We start from the raw sequence: 17196 nt of genomic DNA, 5'->3' as shown, positions 1-17196 counted from the left end.
ATCATACTGTTATAATGAATCAAGGAGGAGTTGCAACCGTGGTATTTACATGGATTACGCCGTTGATTTTGGCCGCTTTCGCGCTAACTATCTGGGCACAATTTAAAGTAAAAGGGAACTTCAATCAATTCGCCCAAGTAACGGCGCGGTCTGGGTTGAGCGGAGCGGAAGTGGCGCGCCGTATTCTGGATGATAATGGGTTGCATCATGTGCCGGTCGAACCAGTGCCTGGAACACTGACTGACCATTTTGACCCGATATCTAATGTGGTGCGTTTGTCAGAGCCGGTTTATTACGGAAATTCCATTGCATCCATTTCCGTTGCGGCGCACGAAGTTGGGCATGCGATTCAGCACAAGGAAGGATACAGTATGCTGGTATTGCGCCACCGCATGTTCCCGGTCGTGAATATTACCTCCGGAATTGCGCCGTTTTTGTTGCTTGCCGGGATTTTCTTTAAAATGACGAATCTTTTGCTTATCGGGATTATTTTCTTCGCTGCGGCAGTGGCCTTTCAGGTCGTAACGTTGCCGGTCGAATTTAATGCGAGTGCGCGCGCCAAGCGCCTGATGCTTGCTGAAGGGTTTGTTGCAGAGAGCGAAAAGCGTGGCGTCGATAAAGTGTTGGGCGCAGCCGCGCTGACGTATGTAGCTTCCACGCTGGTAGCCGTGCTGCAATTGCTCGAATACATTTGGATTTTTTCATCTAATGACAGAGACTAAGATGGACGGGCTGCGTGCGGTGCTCGCGGCCCGTTTATAAATTATCTATCATGTGGTATAAATAAACTATATGGGTAGATGTGCGTTTTTTGATTTTTTGAAGCGATAAGGAGGTGTATCTGTCATTCTTGCGAGTGACAGAGACTAGTTGAGTACTGATCCATTGTCTACCTTGCTTTACATTGCTGCCGTTTTCTTTTTGGTTTTTTTAAACGGTTTCTTTGTGGCAGCGGAGTTTGCACTTGTGAAGGTGCGAAGTACAAGAATTAGCCAGCTTATTATGGAAGGAAACAAGCGCGCCGGCTTGGCTAAAAAATTGATCGACAATCTGGATGCTTATCTTTCCGCGACCCAGCTTGGCATTACGCTCGCTTCACTCGGATTGGGATGGATCGGAGAACCCGCCATCGCCCAATTGCTCGGGCCGGTGATGCACGCGTTGCATGTGCCAGAACCGCTTGTTCATACGCTCTCTTTTGTGATTGCTTTTTCCATTATTACGTTTTTGCACATTGTCCTTGGAGAACTGGCGCCTAAATCCATGGCAATCCAAAAGTCGGAGTCGACGACACTATGGACAGCCGGGCCTTTGGTTTTATTTTATAAAGTTATGTACCCGTTTATTTGGGCTTTAAACAAAGCCGCATTTTTCTTCCTTAAATTCATAGGTATTCAGCCAACAACGGATCACGCTTCTGCGCATACGGAGGAAGAAATCCGAATTTTAATGCAACAAAGCCATAAGAGTGGTCTGATTGACCAGACCGAATTGACATTGGTAGACAATGTTTTTGAATTCGCGGAGCGCAATGCCCGGGAGATTATGATTCCACGTACGGATATGGTATGCGTGTTTCGGGACGATCCGTTTGAGAAAACATTAAAGACTGTCATGGAAGAAATGCATACGCGTTATCCGGTAGCGGCGGAAGATAAAGACAATATTATCGGGTTTGTCCATATTAAGGATATATATCGTCTTTACATGAGTGACAGGCAGAATGATTTGAGCACCATTATTCGTCCAGTGGAGCGCGTGCCTGAATCGATCCATATTAGCGATTTGCTGAAGCAGATGCAGCGCAACCGTTCGCAGATGGCGATCGTTATTGATGAGTACGGCGGAACAGCGGGGCTTGTGACCGTAGAAGATATTCTCGAAGAAATCGTAGGAGAAATTCAGGACGAGTTTGATGAGGAACGCCCGCATATCGAACAAAAAGGGGATACCTCCTATTCAGTTGACGGACGCTTATTAATTGAGGAAGTTAATGACCGCTTTGGTCTGGACATTGATTCGGATGACTATGATACCATCGGGGGCTGGGTGTTTTCCCAGGTGGAGTTTCCGCCACAAGTGGGGCAGACTGTATACGCTCACGGTTATGAGTTCAAAGTGACCGAGGTAGACCACCTGCGCATTGTCCGCCTATCGCTGCGTAGGCTAGAGAAAGACGAGAAAGAGGAGCTTGCGGGAGCGGCGGATGCAAAGGGTGAAAGAATGGTGTATGAGTAATAATAAGTAAAAGGCCGCGAGTCCGCGGCCTTTTACTTATGCTTTGGAAGGAATTTGGCTTTTGGCTTTCTTTTTGGAAGAGAAGCAGAAGAAATTCCAAGAGAAGCCTTTTTTCTTTTTGGTCTGCTGTTTTTGTACAGCACCGAGCATCTGGATTTCAAAGTTTATTTTGCGTATTTCAAGGCGGAGACTTTCCTGTTTTTTCTCCATTTCTTCCATTTTGCGTAGAATTTCTTTGTAATATTGTGTAAGCATCAAATCGGCCGGAGGGGTTTCTTCTTTCGGTTGGTAGGAAACGGATGCTTCGTATGCTTGCATAAATTCTTGCATGGTTTCCAATAGTTGTTGACTAAGATGGCGTTCCAGTTCATTCATCCGTTCAAACAGGCAACGTGTTGTATTGTCTTCAGGGGGACTCATTGGTTCGGTTTCTTCTTGGAATTTGTAGTTAATATCCAGGTTCTTTTTTTCGGGAAGAATTTTTTCCAGCAATAGCACTTCTTCTACTTCCTTTAGCGTTTGCACTCCAGAGTCTTTCACGCGCTTGATTTCAACAAGTAGATTAAATGCCTGCTCGCTTAAAAGAAAGTGTCCTTGGCTATTCTTTTGCAATACCATATATGAGCTGAATGTATCGATCCAGTTGCGGACAGTCCGAACGTTTACATCCAGTTTTTCCGCTACATCTTTTGACGCCATCCACATGCTATTGCTTTGCATTTTTTCCAACCTCCTCATTGGCTCGTGCTTTAAATTAAGAATACGGCATAAATAAAAAAGTTCCTACCCGCTCGACAAAGGTTATCAAAAGAAGTGTTCTTTCGCTTTTTTCGACATAAAAGCATAAAATGTACTAAGCGAGGGAAGCTATCTGTATACATTGAAGCTGAAAGGATGGATGGGGGAATATGGCTTTCATGCGAAGCAAACAGCAGATCGAGGAAATTCCATTGTACGAAATGAAGGTGTGGAGCTGTGATAATGATGAATGCAATGGTTGGATGCGGCAGGATTTTTCATTTTCCGAACAGCCGACCTGTCCTCTCTGTCAGTCGCGCATGACTCAGGAGACACGGATGTTGCCGGAGTTAGCTCACTATATTAATTCTTAGTAATATGTGACCCCTATAACGTCGAGTTACAGCGTGCTGGAAAAGAAATGCGGGAACACAGAACGAGAGTACGGATATGAAAAGCTAAGCGGATATTAGGGGGAAGGAAACCTTGTGAACGGATGGTACTCCGCATCACAAGGTTTTTTGTCGGTTGCAACAAAAAATAACCTGTAGTACGCTACCATTATAGGTATATTGAAATAAGGAGAGAGAGAAATGGATTGGCTACCTGTAGTACTGCTTGTACTTTTAGTTATCTTTATTATTATGCGTATGCTACCTCCGCGCGGTGTCAAAAGCGTCTCGGCCGATGAGTTGCAGGAAGTGCTTAAGCAACCAAAGGGCAAGCAGATCATCGACGTACGGGAACCGAACGAATACCGACGCGGCCATATTCAAGGCGCGCGTAACATTCCGCTTGGCCAGGTAAGATCCGCGGTCAGTGGTATTCCGAAGGACAAAGAGACGTATCTTATTTGCGAGAGCGGATTCCGTAGCGCGCAGGCAGCCCGCATTTTGAAAAAAGAAGGATTTAAAAATTTATACAACGTATCCGGCGGTATGAAACGCTGGAAGGGTAAAGTTGTAAGCAAATAACAGGAAAGAGAAGGAGGACGCCAGAGAGCGATTTTCCTTCTCTTTTTTTTGTATGGAACCTTTTCAACTCTTCCATACTAGAAAGTGAAGGAGATGATCGGTATTATGCTGTCGTACCTAAGAGGAAACAATCGCATAGTGAGAGGAAAGGTCAGATGCGGGCATGTGACGAAGCAGGTCGTGTCTGCACTTTGCCCTGGAGATATCGCCATCATTTCCCATACTAACATTGATGAATTAGCGGCCCGTGAACTGATTGAGCGCGGAGTGGGAGCGGTAGTGAACTGTGCTGTATCGTTTACCGGGGATTACGAAGCGCAGGGGGCGAGAGTATTGCTCGAACATTGCATTCCACTATACGATTGCCCGTCGCATCCTGACTTACTTACGCAATTGTCGAACGGTGAGAACGTTATTATTAACGGTCATTATTTGTTCCGCGAACGGGATCAATCGATGGTAACCCGTCTTGCTCCGGTTACGCCGGAACAATGGGAAGCTTTGCGTCACAACGCCGAAAAAAATATGCCTGAACAGCTTAAACGTTTTGTAGAGAATACGTTGCGCTATGCCGAGCAAGAAAAAAAACGCTTGTTTACTCCGCTTGTTTCGCTTCCCCTCCGTACGTCTATTGCTGGCCGGCCCGCACTTATTGTTTCGCGCGGCAAATATTATAAAGAAGATTTGCATGCGCTTAGCAATTATATTGTGGCACGTAGGCCGGCATTAATCGGTGTAGATGGCGGCGGGGACGCCTTACTTGAACAGGGGTGGTGTCCCGATATTATTATGGGCGATATGGACAGTGTAAGTGACAAGGCGCTGCGCGCGGCTCAGGATATTGTTGTTCATGGATATATGGATGGCAGTGCGCCGGGAGCGGAAAGAGTAAAACAACTTGGTCTTGCCTATCATGTGCTTCCAGCACCAGGCACGAGCGAGGATATGGCATTGTTGTACGCATATGACAACGGAGCTGATTTGCTGATCAGTGTGGGAGCACATTCGGCGATGGGAGATTTTTTAGAGAAAGGAAGGCAAGGGATGGCAAGCACATTGCTGGTACGCATGAAAGTGGGAGGACGGCTTGTCGATGCGAAAGGGTTACACCATTTATACCCGAAAAGCGGAAGGATGCGCCTGCCGCTTTTGCATTATTTAAAAACATGGGTGTAGGTGAAACGATGAAGCATGATACTTCGATAATTATACCGGCTTATAATGAGGCAGCCTGGATTAGAGAAACATTGCGCTCGCTTCGGGCCCATCCGTTGCTTCGCGAATGCCAGTTAATTGTGGTGGATGATGGAAGTACGGACGATACCGCTTTGCTGGCCGCCAGCTGGGCGGATCGTGTGGTGAGACTGCTTCAAAATGAAGGAAAAGGCAGTGCGCTTCGGCGTGGAATAGAAGTGGCGGAAGGCCAGCATTTTTTATTTGTGGATGCCGATCTTGGAAGTACGGCCCGGGAAATGATCCGATTGTTGGAGTTTTTGCAAAGCGAGAAGGTCGATATGGTGATCGCTTCCCCTTTGCACATTTTAAAAGGGGGATTCGGCTGGACAAAGCGTATGGCACGGCGGAAAATTTACCGGCTGACCGGCGCGCGGATCGAAGCGCCTTTGTCCGGCCAGCGGGCGCTGACACGCCGCGCGGTTGACGCGGTACGCAACTGGAATTGCGGGTTTGGCATCGAAGCGGTGATGACGCTCGATATTCTTAAAGCAGGTCTTCTTGTCTGCGAATTGCCGCTTTCATTTCGGCATCGGGAATATGGCCGCACGCTTGCTGGCTTTTGGCACCGTGGTCGGCAATACGCAGCCATTCAAAAAGCGATGACGGCCCGGGAGGTACGCTAAGGTGCTGGCTCTTGCGTTTTGGGCAGGAAGCGGGTGGCTTATCGGATGGTGGGGGATGAGAGCGATAGACTATATATTTTGCCGTTTCGGTTGGCTTGCGGCCAATTACCGTGGGGAGATGATTCCGCTTGGTTATGGACTCGTATTTTCAATGGCCCTTCTTGTCTACATCATTATTTGCGCGACTGTTGCGCAAAATGGGAGCAACGGGCAGGAGTTGCTGCTTGCCTGCGGTTTGAGCCTGGTGGTTTCTCTTGCAGGTTGGTTGGATGACCGGATAGGTCGGTATGACGTAAAAGGCATACGTGGGCATTTTAGGGCGCTTTGGTGTGAAAGACGCATCACGACCGGCGCTGCTAAAGCTGGGATGATCATGAGTTGTTCGCTCGGGATATCCTTTTTATCCGCTTCTTCTTTTGGGGAAAGGGTGGTGAATGCATTGTTGCTTGCGCTTGCGGCCAACTTTATCAATTTGCTTGATGTGCGTCCGGGGCGCGCGCTGAAAGGATTCTGGTTGATTATGCTGCTTTGTTTGGCGGCCGGCACTGTGCCGGAATCGGTGCTTCCTTTATTCGCTTATACATTGATGATTTCGTTTGCAGTGGCTCCGTACGATTTTTCAGGACGGGCGATGCTTGGGGATACGGGAGCCAATCTACTTGGCTTTTTGGGCGGAATTTTTTGCGTTTATGCCTGGAGTTTATCCGTTAAATGCATAGTTGTAACGCTGCTGCTCGGGCTTCATTTCTATGCAGAGGGGGCTTCCCTGACGGTTGCAATTGAAAAGAACCGCATTCTGCGCTGCCTGGATCAGTGGGGGCGGGTGAGGTGAAACAGAGGAACGAAATGCCGGAAGAAAAGGCAGATTGGTAGAAAAACTGCTACGGCTGCTCCTTTTTGCGAAACCGCGGTTGTACCAGATTTTTTTTGCGATCCGTATGTAAAATAAAGCCGCCAATAAATGCGATTCCCAGCACGAACAATACGAAACCTAGCATGAATTTTCCGATGAGAAAGGTATGGATAGCAGGGTCGAAGTACAAATACAGCGTATCTCGCATCATTTTAAAACCGTAGGCAGCAACCGCGCCCGGAATAATATAAACAATAAAAACGGCGACAAATCGTAAAAACATCGTACATACCTGCCTTTTTTCATTTTACGTCCTCATCTTAACCGTTTCTTCCTTGTTTGTCCACTATTGCCGTCATAGCCATACTCTGGTTAAATAAAAAGGGGCCTGCAATTTTTTTCATAGGAAAGGGGGATGTGAATGAAAGTCGTTATTGTGGGAGGTAGCCGGGACGGAATGGCATTGCTCAATGTGCTGCATCGGATGGATAGTATTGAGGTTGTCGGTGTCGTTGATATTGATGAAGGGTCTCCGGGGTTTTTGCGTGCAAAAGAGCTTTCTATTCCTGTGAGCACGCGGATTGAGTCGTTTTTCGAGCGCGGAGTGGATGTGATACTAGAAGCGACCGGCGATGAAACAATGTACCGGAAACTACAGATGATAAAGCCGGGGGATGCGGTGATTATTCCGGGAAGATTAGCTTCTGTCATCATTCGCTTGGTAGAAGAGAAGACGGCATTGGTTCGCGTGCTGCATGAGAAGCAACGGGAAATCGATACGGTGTTAAATTCGACATATGATGGCCTGGTTGCTGTTAACAAAGAAGGGCTGATTTTCATTTATAACCGTGCGGCGGAACGGATTCTCGGCATAAAAAAAGAAGATGCGCTCGGCAAATGGGCGGAGGATGTCATTCCGAATTTAAGATTACATACTGTACTTCGCACCTGTATACAGGAATTAAACCAAGAACAGGCGCTGGACGAAAGCAGACGCATTGTAATGAATCGCGTTCCGATTTTGGACCGGGACGGGCGTGTTCATGGAGCGGTGGCAGTGTTCCGAGATATTACGAAAGTGGCGACCCTGACAAATGAGATTATTACGCTGAAAGATATGCAGAGTTTACTTATGGCGATTATTCAATCGTCGGATGATGCCATTTCCGTAGTGGATACGCACGGAAATGGATTGATGATTAATCCAGCGTACACACGCCTAACCGGGCTGACGGAAGCGGACGTGATTGGCAAACCGGCCGATGTTGATATTTCAGAAGGCGAAAGCATGCATATGCAAGTGCTGAGGACGGGAAAACCGGTACGCGGCGTCCCGCTTAAAGTCGGTCCAAAAAAGCGGGATGTCGTGGTAAATGTCGCGCCTGTCGTCGTCGACGGCGTACTGAAAGGCAGTGTCGGCATTATTCATGATGTGTCGGAGATCAAGAAGCTGACGGAGGAGTTGGAGCGGGTCAAATGGCTTGTACGTAAACTGGAAGCGAGCTATACATTTGATGACATCATCGGAACGAGCGAAGAAATACTGCATGCCATCGAGCAGGGGCGGAAGGCAGCACGCACGCCTGCGACCGTGTTATTGCGGGGAGAATCTGGCACAGGCAAGGAACTGTTTGCTCATGCGATTCATAATGAAAGCGATCGGAAGTACAATCAGTTTATCCGTGTCAACTGTGCATCCATTCCGGATACGTTGCTTGAATCGGAACTGTTCGGCTATGAGGAAGGCGCGTTTACCGGAGCGAAACGCGGCGGAAAGAAAGGTCTGTTTGAAGAGGCGAGCGGCGGCACCATTTTCCTTGACGAAATCGGCGAATTATCGATGAGCACACAGGCAAAGTTGTTACGTGTGTTGCAAGAAAAAGAAATTGTACGCATCGGCGGCACGAAAGCCATTCCGGTAGATGTGCGTGTGATTGCTGCTACCCACGTTAATCTAGAGCGTGCGATTCAGGCGGGTGCGTTCCGCGAAGATTTGTATTACCGCATTAATGTATTGCCGATCGTGATTCCGCCACTTCGGTACCGAATGTGCGATATGGAGGAACTGGTTGAGCATCTTATTCATAAATATAATCAAGAGTATGGGCGGAACGTGCAGGGGGCGGCGCCGGAAACGCTGGAACGCTTAAAGCGGTATACGTGGCCCGGGAATGTCCGGGAGCTTGAAAACGTGATTAGCCGTTCCATTATCAATATGAAGTTTCAGGAGACGCTTATACAGCCGCACCATCTGCCGGAATTGTCAGCAGCCGGGCAGGCCTATACGCGGACAGAGGCAGGAGAAAGCGGGAAGCTGGAAGCGGTGGCGGATACGCGAACGTTAAATGAACGGCTGGAAGAGGTGGCAAAAGCGATAATTGCAGAAGCGCTGACACGCAACAATGGAAATAAAACAGCGACAGCCAAGCAACTTGGATTGTCGATTCGCAATTTGTATTATAAAATCGAAAAATACGGATTATGAGAAAAATATTGCCTGCATTTTTTTTCACATTATGAATTTTTTTGCAAGTGGAAGAGTGTAAAAATGTAATATTGCCAGGATATTTTTCGGAAGCGTTTACAAAGGAGGTTTTGGCATATTTTTTGCGAAACGCGATAAATGGAAAGGTAACAGGAGTTGTACTTTGCTATCTATTTCATTTCTTATTATCAAAGAACGTGTAGGTGATATGTTTACTTACCTATGCTTAGGAGGCATGAGTTTATATGAAAATCTTTGAGTATATGGAGAAATATGATTATGAACAACTGGTTTTCTGTCAGGATCAGAACTCCGGTTTAAAAGCGATTATCGCGATACATGATACAACGCTTGGTCCCGCCTTGGGAGGCACGCGCATGTGGATGTATGACACGGAAGAAGATGCGATCGAAGACGCGCTGCGGCTTGCGCGCGGGATGACGTACAAAGCGGCCGGTGCGGGCTTGAATCTGGGTGGTGGCAAAGCAGTCATTATTGGCGATCCGCGCAAGGATAAGAGTGAAGAAATGTTCCGCGCGTTTGGACGCTACATTCAGGGGCTGGGTGGCCGTTATATTACGGCGGAGGATGTGGGGACGACAGTGGCCGATATGGATATTATCCATATGGAAACTGACTATGTAACCGGTGTGTCGCCTGCGTTTGGCAGCAGCGGTAATCCTTCGCCTGTAACCGCATATGGCGTATACCGCGGCATGAAAGCGGCCGCCCGTGAAGCGTTTGGCACGGACGACTTAAGCGGGAAAACAATCGCTGTGCAGGGCGTGGGGAATGTGGCGTACAACTTATGCCGCCATTTGCACGAAGAAGGGGCAAACTTAATTGTCACAGACATTAATAAAGAAAATGTGCAACGTGCGGTCGAAGAATTCGGCGCAAAAGCGGTGGATCCGAACGACATTTACAGCCAGGAATGCGATATTTTCTCCCCGTGTGCGCTGGGTGCCATCATTAATGATCACACCATTCCGCAGCTCAAAGCAAAAGTTATTGCTGGTTCGGCCAACAACCAACTGAAAGAAGAATGCCACGGCGACATGCTGCAAGAACTGGGTATCGTGTATGCTCCCGATTACATTATTAATGCCGGAGGACTCATTAACGTGGCGGATGAGCTGCAAGGCTATAATCGCGAGCGTGCGCTGAAAAAAGTGGAAATGATTTATGATAATATTTTAAGGGTATTTGAAATCTCGAAGCGGGATAACATTCCCACGTATAAAGCGGCTGATCGGATGTGTGAAGAGCGCATCACGCGTTTGCAGCACTCGCGCAGCATGTTCCTTCAGAATGGCAAACATGAACTGTCTCGTATCCATCATAAATCATAATGAATGAGCGGGGGTGGCTTTATGTCGAATGAATATGACGTGGTTGTGCTTGGCGGAGGCACGGGCGGTTATGTAGCCGCTATCCGCGCTTCCCAGTTAGGCATGAAAGTGGCGGTAGTTGAGAAGGATAAGCTAGGCGGAACGTGCCTGCACCGCGGATGTATTCCGAGCAAAGCGCTGTTGCGAAGCGCCGAAGTATACCATACCCTAAAAAACGGCGCTTACTATGGCGTGGAAGCGAGCGATATCGGCATCAATTTCCTGCGGATGCAGGAGCGGAAACAGGAAATTGTTGATCAGCTGCACAAAGGCGTACAACATTTAATGAAGAAGGGAAAAATTGACGTATATGAAGGTACGGGCCGCATTATGGGTCCCTCTATTTTTTCGCCGCAAGCAGGAGCGATCAATGTGGAGTATACGAACGGTGAAGCGGAAATTCTTGTGCCCAAATTCGTCTTGATCGCCACCGGTTCTCGCCCTCGCACATTGCCTGGGCTTACGATTGACAAAGAGGCGGTGATCACGAGCGATGAAGCGCTGGAGCTTAAGGAACTTCCCAGGTCGGTGCTGATTATCGGCGGCGGTGTCATCGGAATTGAATGGGCGTCGTTGTTCAACGATTTAGGAGTAGATGTTGAAATTGTTGAATACGCAGATCGGATTTTGCCGTTTGAGGACGAAGACATCAGCAAGGAAATCGCGCGCCTGTTCAAAAAACGTAAAATCAAAGTACATACTGGAGCAAAAGTTCTACCCGAGACGCTCTCGCGCGGCGAAGGGAACGTTACAATTAAAGCGGAGCAAAACGGCAAAGAGCTTGCGTTTACGGCGGAGAAAATTCTTGTTTCCGTCGGGCGTCAGGCCAACGTGGAAGACATTGGCATGAATAATGTGGACGCGCGAATCGAGAACGGTGTGATTAAAGTGAATGAAATGTATCAGACGAACGAGCCGCATATTTATGCTATTGGAGATGTAATCGGAGGCTTGCAGCTTGCACACGTCGCTTCGCACGAGGGAATTGTCGCCGTCGAGCATATGGCAGGTCTGCGCCCCCGGCCGATTGATTACACAATGGTGCCGAAATGCACATACAGCCGCCCGGAAGTGGCGAGTGTCGGTCTGACAGAGACGGAAGCAAGGGCCAAAGGATACAGTGTCAAGATCGGAAAGTTCAGCTTTCGCGCGATTGGCAAAGCGCTCGTATACGGCGAATATGACGGGTTCGTGAAATTCATTGCTGATGAGAAGACGAACGATGTGCTCGGTATTCATATGATCGGCCCGCACGTAACCGATCTGATCGCCGAAGGAGCGCTTGCACGCGTGTTGGACGCGACGCCGTGGGAGATTGCGCATACCATCCATCCGCATCCGACGCTATCCGAAATTATGGGAGAAGCAGCGCTTGCGGTCGACGGAAAAGCCATTCATTCTTAGTATGTACATTATCTATTCAAATATATAAGGAGGCGAGCCGCAATGGTGGAAAATCGTCATCAGGCAGCAGGCTTAACCGACGAACAAGTTATGGATATGTATTATTACATGCTTTTGGCCCGCAAAATTGATGAGCGGATGTGGCTTTTAAATCGCGCGGGAAAAATTCCGTTCGTAATTTCTTGCCAGGGGCAGGAGGCGGCCCAGGTCGGTGCGGCGTTCGCGTTTGACCGGAAAAAAGATTACGCCTGCCCGTATTACAGGGATATGGGCGTCGTACTCGTATTCGGTATGACGGCAAAAGACATGATGCTATCCGCGTTTGCGAAAGCGGAAGATCCGAACAGCGGCGGACGTCAAATGCCAGGCCATTTCGGCAGCCGCAAGCATAACATTCTGACCGGATCTAGTCCGGTAACAACCCAGGTGCCGCACGCAGTCGGCATTGCGCTTGCGGGACGGATGGACAACAAAAATCCGGTTGTCTATACATCGTTTGGTGAAGGGTCAAGCAACCAGGGTGATTTCCATGAAGGGGCAAACTTTGCCGGTGTGCATAAACTTCCGGTCATTTTCTTCTGCGAGAACAATAAGTACGCGATTTCCGTGCCGGTTACGAAGCAGCTCGGCTGCAAAAGCGTGGCTGAGCGCGCACAGGGCTATGGGTTCCCGGGCGTATCCATCGACGGTAACGATCCGATTGAGGTGTACAAAGCGGTAAAAGAAGCTGTGGATCGCGCCCGCCGCGGCGAAGGGCCGACGTTGATCGAGGCGGTGACGTATCGGCTTGTGCCACATTCGAGCGATGACGATGATCGCTCATACCGTTCGCGCGAAGAGGTAGAAGAAGCGAAGAAGAAAGATCCGCTTCTTCGTTTTGCCTCTTATTTGCGCGAAGTCGGAGTATTGATGGAAGAAAAAGAGCAAGAAATCAACGAGCGTGTGACCCGCGAGGTGGACGAAGCGACCGAATATGCCGAAAACGCGCCGTATCCGGAGCCGGAATCCGCACTGCGGCACGTATACGCGGAATAAGGGGGTAGATGGAATGGCAGTTATTTCTTATATTGATGCGGTAACCCAGGCGCTAAGGGAAGAAATGCAGCGTGATAAGCGCGTATTTGTATTAGGAGAAGACGTAGGCGTGCGTGGAGGCGTTTTCCGCGCGACGAACGGTTTGTATGAAGAATTTGGTGAAGAGCGTGTGATTGACACGCCGCTGGCTGAATCAGCGATCGCCGGCGTGGCGATCGGCGCGGCCGCTTATGGTATGCGTCCGGTGGCGGAAATGCAGTTTGCTGATTTCATTATGCCGGCAGTGAACCAGATTGTAAGCGAAGCCGCGAAAATGCGCTACCGCTCAAACAATGACTGGCATTGCCCGCTCGTTATCCGCGCCCCTTACGGCGGCGGTGTGCATGGCGCGCTGTACCATTCTCAGAGCGTAGAAGCGATGTTCAACAGTGTTCCGGGTTTGAAAATAGTGGCCCCTTCGACTCCGTATGATGTAAAAGGGTTACTAAAAGCAGCGATTCGTGATGATGATCCGGTTCTCTTTTTTGAACATAAACGTTGTTATCGACTGATTAAGGGCGAAGTGCCGGACACGGACTACACGGTACCGATCGGCAAAGCCGATGTGAAGCGCGAAGGAGAGGACCTTACGGTTATCAGCTACGGCCTTACGTTGCACTTCGCTTTACAGGCAGCGGAAAAGCTGGCCGAGGAAGGAATCAGTGCGCATATTCTTGACCTGCGCACGCTTTATCCGCTCGATAAGGAGAGCATCGTAGAGGCGGCGCGTAAAACCGGAAAAGTGCTTATCATTCATGAAGATAATAAGGAAGGCGGCATTGGTGGGGAAGTGGCGGCAATTATTGCCGAAGAATGCTTGTTCGACTTGGACGCGCCGATTAAGCGCCTAGCTGGTCCGGATATTCCGGCGATGCCATACAGCCCGCCGCTGGAGAAATTCTTCATGCTCAATCCAGAGAAAGTGATGGTCGCAATGCGCGATTTGGCCGAGTTTTAACATAGTAAATGTATAGTATAGAAGCAAAAAGGAGGCAGTACGCGTTATGGCAACCGAAGTGCTTATGCCCCAGCTAGGCGAGTCTGTCACGGAAGGCACGATCAGCAAATGGCTGGTAAAACCGGGAGATAAGGTGAAAAAATACGAACCGTTGTGTGAAGTGACGACAGATAAAGTGAACGCTGAAGTTCCGTCAACGGTGGAAGGGGTCGTCAAAGAGCTGGTGGCGAACGAAGGCGACACGCTTGCCGTCGGAAAATTAATTTGTTATATCGAAACGGAAGATAAAGAACCTATCGCAACCCAGATGGCTGACATCCCGGAGTCTGAAGCGCCGAAGCAATCGGCTTCTGCCGGTTCCGCTTCCGGTGTGAGCATGGCAGCAGCAAAAGCGGCTGGCAAACGTTTTTCACCGGCAGTGATGCGTCTTGCCCAAGAACATAGCATTGATTTAAGCCAGATTGAGGGTACAGGAAGAGAGGGACGGATTACGCGCAAGGATGTGCTAGCCGTGATTGAGAGAAAAGGCACAACACAGGAAAAGCAGCCGGAAGCGGCGCGGGAGAGCGCTTCGCAGGCAGAGCAGTTATCCGTGCAGCAACAGCTAACAGAACGGCAGCCTAAGACCGCGCCGTCCCCGACTGTACGCCCTGCCGTAAGCACGTCAGAAGTGGCGGTTTATCCGGGCGATACGGAAATTTCGGTTACAAGCGTGCGCAAAACAATCGCGAATCGTATGGTCCAGAGCAAACATGAGATGCCGCATGCCTGGACGATGGTTGAAGTCGATATGACCAACCTCGTCAAATTGCGCAACAGCCTAAAGGCTGAGTTCAAGGCCAAAGAAGGGTTCAACCTTACGTTTCTGCCCTTTTTTATCAAAGCGGTTGTGGAATCCATTAAGGAATTCCCGATCATGAATTCCGTCTGGGCGGGCGACAAAATCATCATGCGCAAAAATATTAATATTTCTATCGCTGTAGCGACCGATGATGCATTGTTCGTTCCGGTCATTAAAGACGCTGATCAGAAAAGCATTTACGGATTGGCGCGTGCGGTAGACGAACTGGCCGCAAAGACGCGCCAGGGTAAGCTAACGGTGGACGACATGTCAGGAGGCACGTTTACTGTCAACAATACAGGTTCGTTTGGCTCCGTGCTTTCCGCGCCGATTATTAACTATCCGCAGGCTGCGATCATCAGCATGGAATCGATTGTCAAGCGTCCGGTTGTCATCGACGATATGATCGCCATTCGTGACATAGCGAATGTGTGCCTATCGCTTGACCACCGCGTGCTCGATGGTCTGGTGTGCGGACGCTTTTTGCAAAGCGTCAAACAAAAGCTTGAAGCGTATGGTTCGCATACAAGCATATATTAAGTGGATGCTAAGATGGAGAACCGGGAGCCCCGGTCTCCTTTTTTCGTATACAAAATTTTGCCGAAGGAGGGCAGGAATTTACGAAAAAAAGAAGAATATGTAGAAAGATTGGAACAATTCCTTTGTTTCAAAATAGAAAAAGAAAGAGAAACAATATGGAGTGTTCTATGAGGAGGGAAAACCATGGGTAAAAACAAAGCAAAGAAAGCGCTTCAGGCGTGGGAAGAAAAAGTAAAAGAACGCCTCGCCAAAGTACCGGAGCGCAAGGAGAAGTTCGAAACTTCATCAGGCATTGAAGTGGAACGGGTTTATTTGCCGGAAGAACTCACCGACGAATATATGAAAAAGGTAGGCTTGCCTGGCGAATATCCATACACGCGCGGCGTACAGCCGACGATGTACCGCGGACGTTTTTGGACGATGCGCCAGTACGCCGGTTTCGGCTCCGCGGAAGAAACGAACAAACGCTTTAAATATTTGCTTGAGCAGGGTCAGACTGGCCTGAGCTGCGCCTTTGACCTTCCGACGCAAATCGGCTACGATTCTGACGATCCGATGTCGACAGGCGAAGTCGGAAAAGTGGGCGTGGCCATTGATTCGCTTGAAGATATGGAAATTCTGCTGGATGGCATTCCGCTTGACAGGGTGAGCACCTCCATGACAATTAACGCTCCAGCGGCGGTGCTGCTCGCGATGTACATCGCCGTAGCTGAGAAGCAGGGCGTGCCCTCTGAGAAGCTATCCGGCACGATTCAGAACGATATTTTAAAAGAATATATCGCGCGTGGTACATACATTTTCCCACCAAAACCGTCCATGCGCCTTATCACTGACATTTTCGCATATTGTGCAAAGCATGTGCCGAAATGGAATACGATTAGCATTAGCGGTTATCATATCCGCGAAGCGGGCTCAACCGCAGTGCAAGAGGTCGCCTTTACGCTGGCGGACGCTATTGCATACGTCGAAGCCGCACTGGAAGCAGGACTTGATATTGACGAATTTGCGCCACAATTGTCTTTCTTTTTTAACGGTCATAACCATTTCTTTGAAGAAATCGCGAAATTCCGCGCGGCTCGCCGCATTTGGGCCCGCCTCATGAAAGAAAAGTATGGTGCAAAAAATCCGAAATCCTGGCAATTTCGTGTTCATACGCAAACGGGCGGTTCCACGCTGACCGCGCAACAGCCTGACAACAATATCGTGCGCGTGACCATTCAGGCGCTGGCGGCCGTTCTTGGTGGTACGCAGAGCCTGCATACTAATTCGCGCGATGAGGCGCTGGCGCTGCCGACGGAAGAATCAGCCCGCATCGCGTTGCGCACACAGCAAATTATTGCGTATGAAACGGGTGTGACCGACACGGTGGACCCGCTGGCAGGTTCGTATTATGTAGAAAGCTTGACTGATCAGATTGAGGCTCAGGTGCTCGATTACCTGAAAAAAATTGAGGATATGGGCGGTGCGGTAGCCGCGGTTGAGCAGGGATACATGCAGCGTGAAATTCATGAGAAAGCGTACGAATTCCAGAAGAAAGTCGAGTCCGGCGAAGAGGTCGTTGTCGGGGTGAATCGCTTCCGCATTGAAGACGAGAAGCAGCCGGAGCTTTTACGGGTTGATCCGAACCTTGGTAAAATTCAGCGTGAGAAGCTTGAAAAATTGCGGATGCGTCGCGATAACGATAGGGTGAAGCAGACGCTGGAAGCGCTGCGTAAGGGTGCACAAGGCACGGATAATCTAATGCCGCTCATTTTGGATGCTGTCCGCGCGTATGCGACGATTGGCGAAATCTGTGGCGTGCTTCGTGAAGAATTTGGCGAATACCGTCCAGTTTAAGGGGG

At 49.1% G+C, this 17196-nt stretch carries 16 protein-coding genes; 14 read left to right on the top strand and 2 right to left on the bottom strand.

Features of this window, described 5'->3' with window-relative positions; translation table 11 throughout:
• The first annotated feature begins 14 nt into the window (after positions 1–14).
• Together BLR88_RS03885 and BLR88_RS03880 are read left to right on the top strand one after the other, a co-directional pair.
• Positions 15–722, top strand: a complete 708-nt coding sequence (locus BLR88_RS03885) for a zinc metallopeptidase (RefSeq protein ID WP_057899427.1) — start codon at positions 15–17, stop codon at positions 720–722.
• A gap of 148 nt (positions 723–870) precedes the next feature.
• Positions 871–2238, top strand: coding sequence for a hemolysin family protein (locus tag BLR88_RS03880; RefSeq protein WP_057899426.1), 1368 nt, complete (start codon positions 871–873; stop codon positions 2236–2238).
• A 36-nt stretch (positions 2239–2274) separates the two neighbouring features.
• Here the strand turns inward: BLR88_RS03880 and BLR88_RS03875 are convergent, their stop codons facing one another.
• Complete coding sequence (locus tag BLR88_RS03875; RefSeq protein ID WP_057899425.1) at positions 2275–2958, bottom strand: MerR family transcriptional regulator; 684 nt, start codon at positions 2956–2958, stop codon at positions 2275–2277.
• 197 nt (positions 2959–3155) lie between these two features.
• On the opposite strand from BLR88_RS03875, the gene BLR88_RS03870 reads away from it, so the two are divergent.
• From BLR88_RS03870 to BLR88_RS03850, 5 genes are all read left to right on the top strand, one after another.
• Positions 3156–3350: a cold-shock protein gene (locus BLR88_RS03870; RefSeq protein ID WP_322787644.1), complete on the top strand. Its 195-nt coding sequence runs from the start codon at positions 3156–3158 to the stop codon at positions 3348–3350.
• A gap of 219 nt (positions 3351–3569) precedes the next feature.
• Positions 3570–3950, top strand: a complete 381-nt coding sequence (locus BLR88_RS03865) for a rhodanese-like domain-containing protein (protein ID WP_057899423.1) — start codon at positions 3570–3572, stop codon at positions 3948–3950.
• 93 nt (positions 3951–4043) lie between these two features.
• On the top strand, positions 4044–5126 hold the full coding sequence (steA, locus tag BLR88_RS03860; RefSeq protein WP_322787643.1) for a putative cytokinetic ring protein SteA: 1083 nt from the start codon (positions 4044–4046) through the stop codon (positions 5124–5126).
• Complete coding sequence (locus tag BLR88_RS03855; RefSeq protein WP_236781886.1) at positions 5117–5809, top strand: glycosyltransferase family 2 protein; 693 nt, start codon at positions 5117–5119, stop codon at positions 5807–5809. Before steA ends, BLR88_RS03855 begins: the two co-directional genes overlap by 10 nt.
• 1 nt (position 5810) lies before the next feature.
• Positions 5811–6641 carry a hypothetical protein gene (locus tag BLR88_RS03850; protein ID WP_057899421.1) on the top strand — a complete coding sequence of 277 codons (831 nt, stop codon included), beginning with the start codon at positions 5811–5813 and terminating at the stop codon, positions 6639–6641.
• A gap of 49 nt (positions 6642–6690) precedes the next feature.
• Here the strand turns inward: BLR88_RS03850 and BLR88_RS03845 are convergent, their stop codons facing one another.
• The gene (locus BLR88_RS03845) at positions 6691–6945 is read right to left on the bottom strand and encodes a DUF2627 domain-containing protein (RefSeq protein ID WP_057899420.1); all 255 of its coding nucleotides are present in this window, start codon (positions 6943–6945) and stop codon (positions 6691–6693) included.
• A gap of 138 nt (positions 6946–7083) precedes the next feature.
• On the opposite strand from BLR88_RS03845, the gene BLR88_RS03840 reads away from it, so the two are divergent.
• From BLR88_RS03840 to BLR88_RS03810, 7 genes are all read left to right on the top strand, one after another.
• A complete protein-coding gene (locus tag BLR88_RS03840; protein ID WP_091259976.1) occupies positions 7084–9147 on the top strand; it encodes a sigma-54 interaction domain-containing protein in 2064 nt (687 codons plus the stop codon).
• A 245-nt stretch (positions 9148–9392) separates the two neighbouring features.
• Positions 9393–10499, top strand: a complete 1107-nt coding sequence (gene bcd, locus BLR88_RS03835; RefSeq protein ID WP_057899418.1) for a branched-chain amino acid dehydrogenase — start codon at positions 9393–9395, stop codon at positions 10497–10499.
• A gap of 21 nt (positions 10500–10520) precedes the next feature.
• On the top strand, positions 10521–11942 hold the full coding sequence (gene lpdA, locus BLR88_RS03830) for a dihydrolipoyl dehydrogenase (RefSeq protein ID WP_091259974.1): 1422 nt from the start codon (positions 10521–10523) through the stop codon (positions 11940–11942).
• 42 nt (positions 11943–11984) lie between these two features.
• Positions 11985–12977 (top strand): thiamine pyrophosphate-dependent dehydrogenase E1 component subunit alpha, encoded by a 993-nt coding sequence (locus BLR88_RS03825; RefSeq protein WP_091259973.1) that lies wholly within the window; start codon positions 11985–11987, stop codon positions 12975–12977.
• Between the two features lie 13 nt (positions 12978–12990).
• Complete coding sequence (locus tag BLR88_RS03820) at positions 12991–13974, top strand: alpha-ketoacid dehydrogenase subunit beta (RefSeq protein ID WP_057899415.1); 984 nt, start codon at positions 12991–12993, stop codon at positions 13972–13974.
• 46 nt (positions 13975–14020) lie between these two features.
• The gene (locus BLR88_RS03815; RefSeq protein ID WP_091259971.1) at positions 14021–15355 is read left to right on the top strand and encodes a dihydrolipoamide acetyltransferase family protein; all 1335 of its coding nucleotides are present in this window, start codon (positions 14021–14023) and stop codon (positions 15353–15355) included.
• A 183-nt stretch (positions 15356–15538) separates the two neighbouring features.
• Positions 15539–17191 carry an acyl-CoA mutase large subunit family protein gene (locus BLR88_RS03810; protein WP_091259969.1) on the top strand — a complete coding sequence of 551 codons (1653 nt, stop codon included), beginning with the start codon at positions 15539–15541 and terminating at the stop codon, positions 17189–17191.
• Positions 17192–17196: the final 5 nt, after the last annotated feature.

The organism is Aneurinibacillus thermoaerophilus, assembly GCF_900099925.1.
Lineage (GTDB): Bacteria > Bacillota > Bacilli > Aneurinibacillales > Aneurinibacillaceae > Aneurinibacillus > Aneurinibacillus thermoaerophilus.
This window is presented reverse-complemented; position numbering and strand designations above follow the sequence as displayed.

Bases quoted from the DNA above. Each gene is read 5' to 3' on its own strand.
- BLR88_RS03885 (WP_057899427.1), top strand. From the start codon at position 15: ATGAATCAAGGAGGAGTTGCAACCGTGGTATTTACATGGATTACGCCG.
- BLR88_RS03875 (WP_057899425.1), bottom strand. From the start codon at position 2,958: ATGCAAAGCAATAGCATGTGGATGGCGTCAAAAGATGTAGCGGAAAAA.
- BLR88_RS03870 (WP_322787644.1), top strand. From the start codon at position 3,156: ATGCGAAGCAAACAGCAGATCGAGGAAATTCCATTGTACGAAATGAAG.
- BLR88_RS03865 (WP_057899423.1), top strand. From the start codon at position 3,570: ATGGATTGGCTACCTGTAGTACTGCTTGTACTTTTAGTTATCTTTATT.
- steA (WP_322787643.1), top strand. From the start codon at position 4,044: ATGATCGGTATTATGCTGTCGTACCTAAGAGGAAACAATCGCATAGTG.
- BLR88_RS03855 (WP_236781886.1), top strand. From the start codon at position 5,117: ATGGGTGTAGGTGAAACGATGAAGCATGATACTTCGATAATTATACCG.
- BLR88_RS03845 (WP_057899420.1), bottom strand. From the start codon at position 6,945: ATGTTTTTACGATTTGTCGCCGTTTTTATTGTTTATATTATTCCGGGC.
- BLR88_RS03840 (WP_091259976.1), top strand. From the start codon at position 7,084: ATGAAAGTCGTTATTGTGGGAGGTAGCCGGGACGGAATGGCATTGCTC.
- bcd (WP_057899418.1), top strand. From the start codon at position 9,393: ATGAAAATCTTTGAGTATATGGAGAAATATGATTATGAACAACTGGTT.
- lpdA (WP_091259974.1), top strand. From the start codon at position 10,521: ATGTCGAATGAATATGACGTGGTTGTGCTTGGCGGAGGCACGGGCGGT.
- BLR88_RS03825 (WP_091259973.1), top strand. From the start codon at position 11,985: ATGGTGGAAAATCGTCATCAGGCAGCAGGCTTAACCGACGAACAAGTT.
- BLR88_RS03820 (WP_057899415.1), top strand. From the start codon at position 12,991: ATGGCAGTTATTTCTTATATTGATGCGGTAACCCAGGCGCTAAGGGAA.
- BLR88_RS03815 (WP_091259971.1), top strand. From the start codon at position 14,021: ATGGCAACCGAAGTGCTTATGCCCCAGCTAGGCGAGTCTGTCACGGAA.
- BLR88_RS03810 (WP_091259969.1), top strand. From the start codon at position 15,539: ATGGGTAAAAACAAAGCAAAGAAAGCGCTTCAGGCGTGGGAAGAAAAA.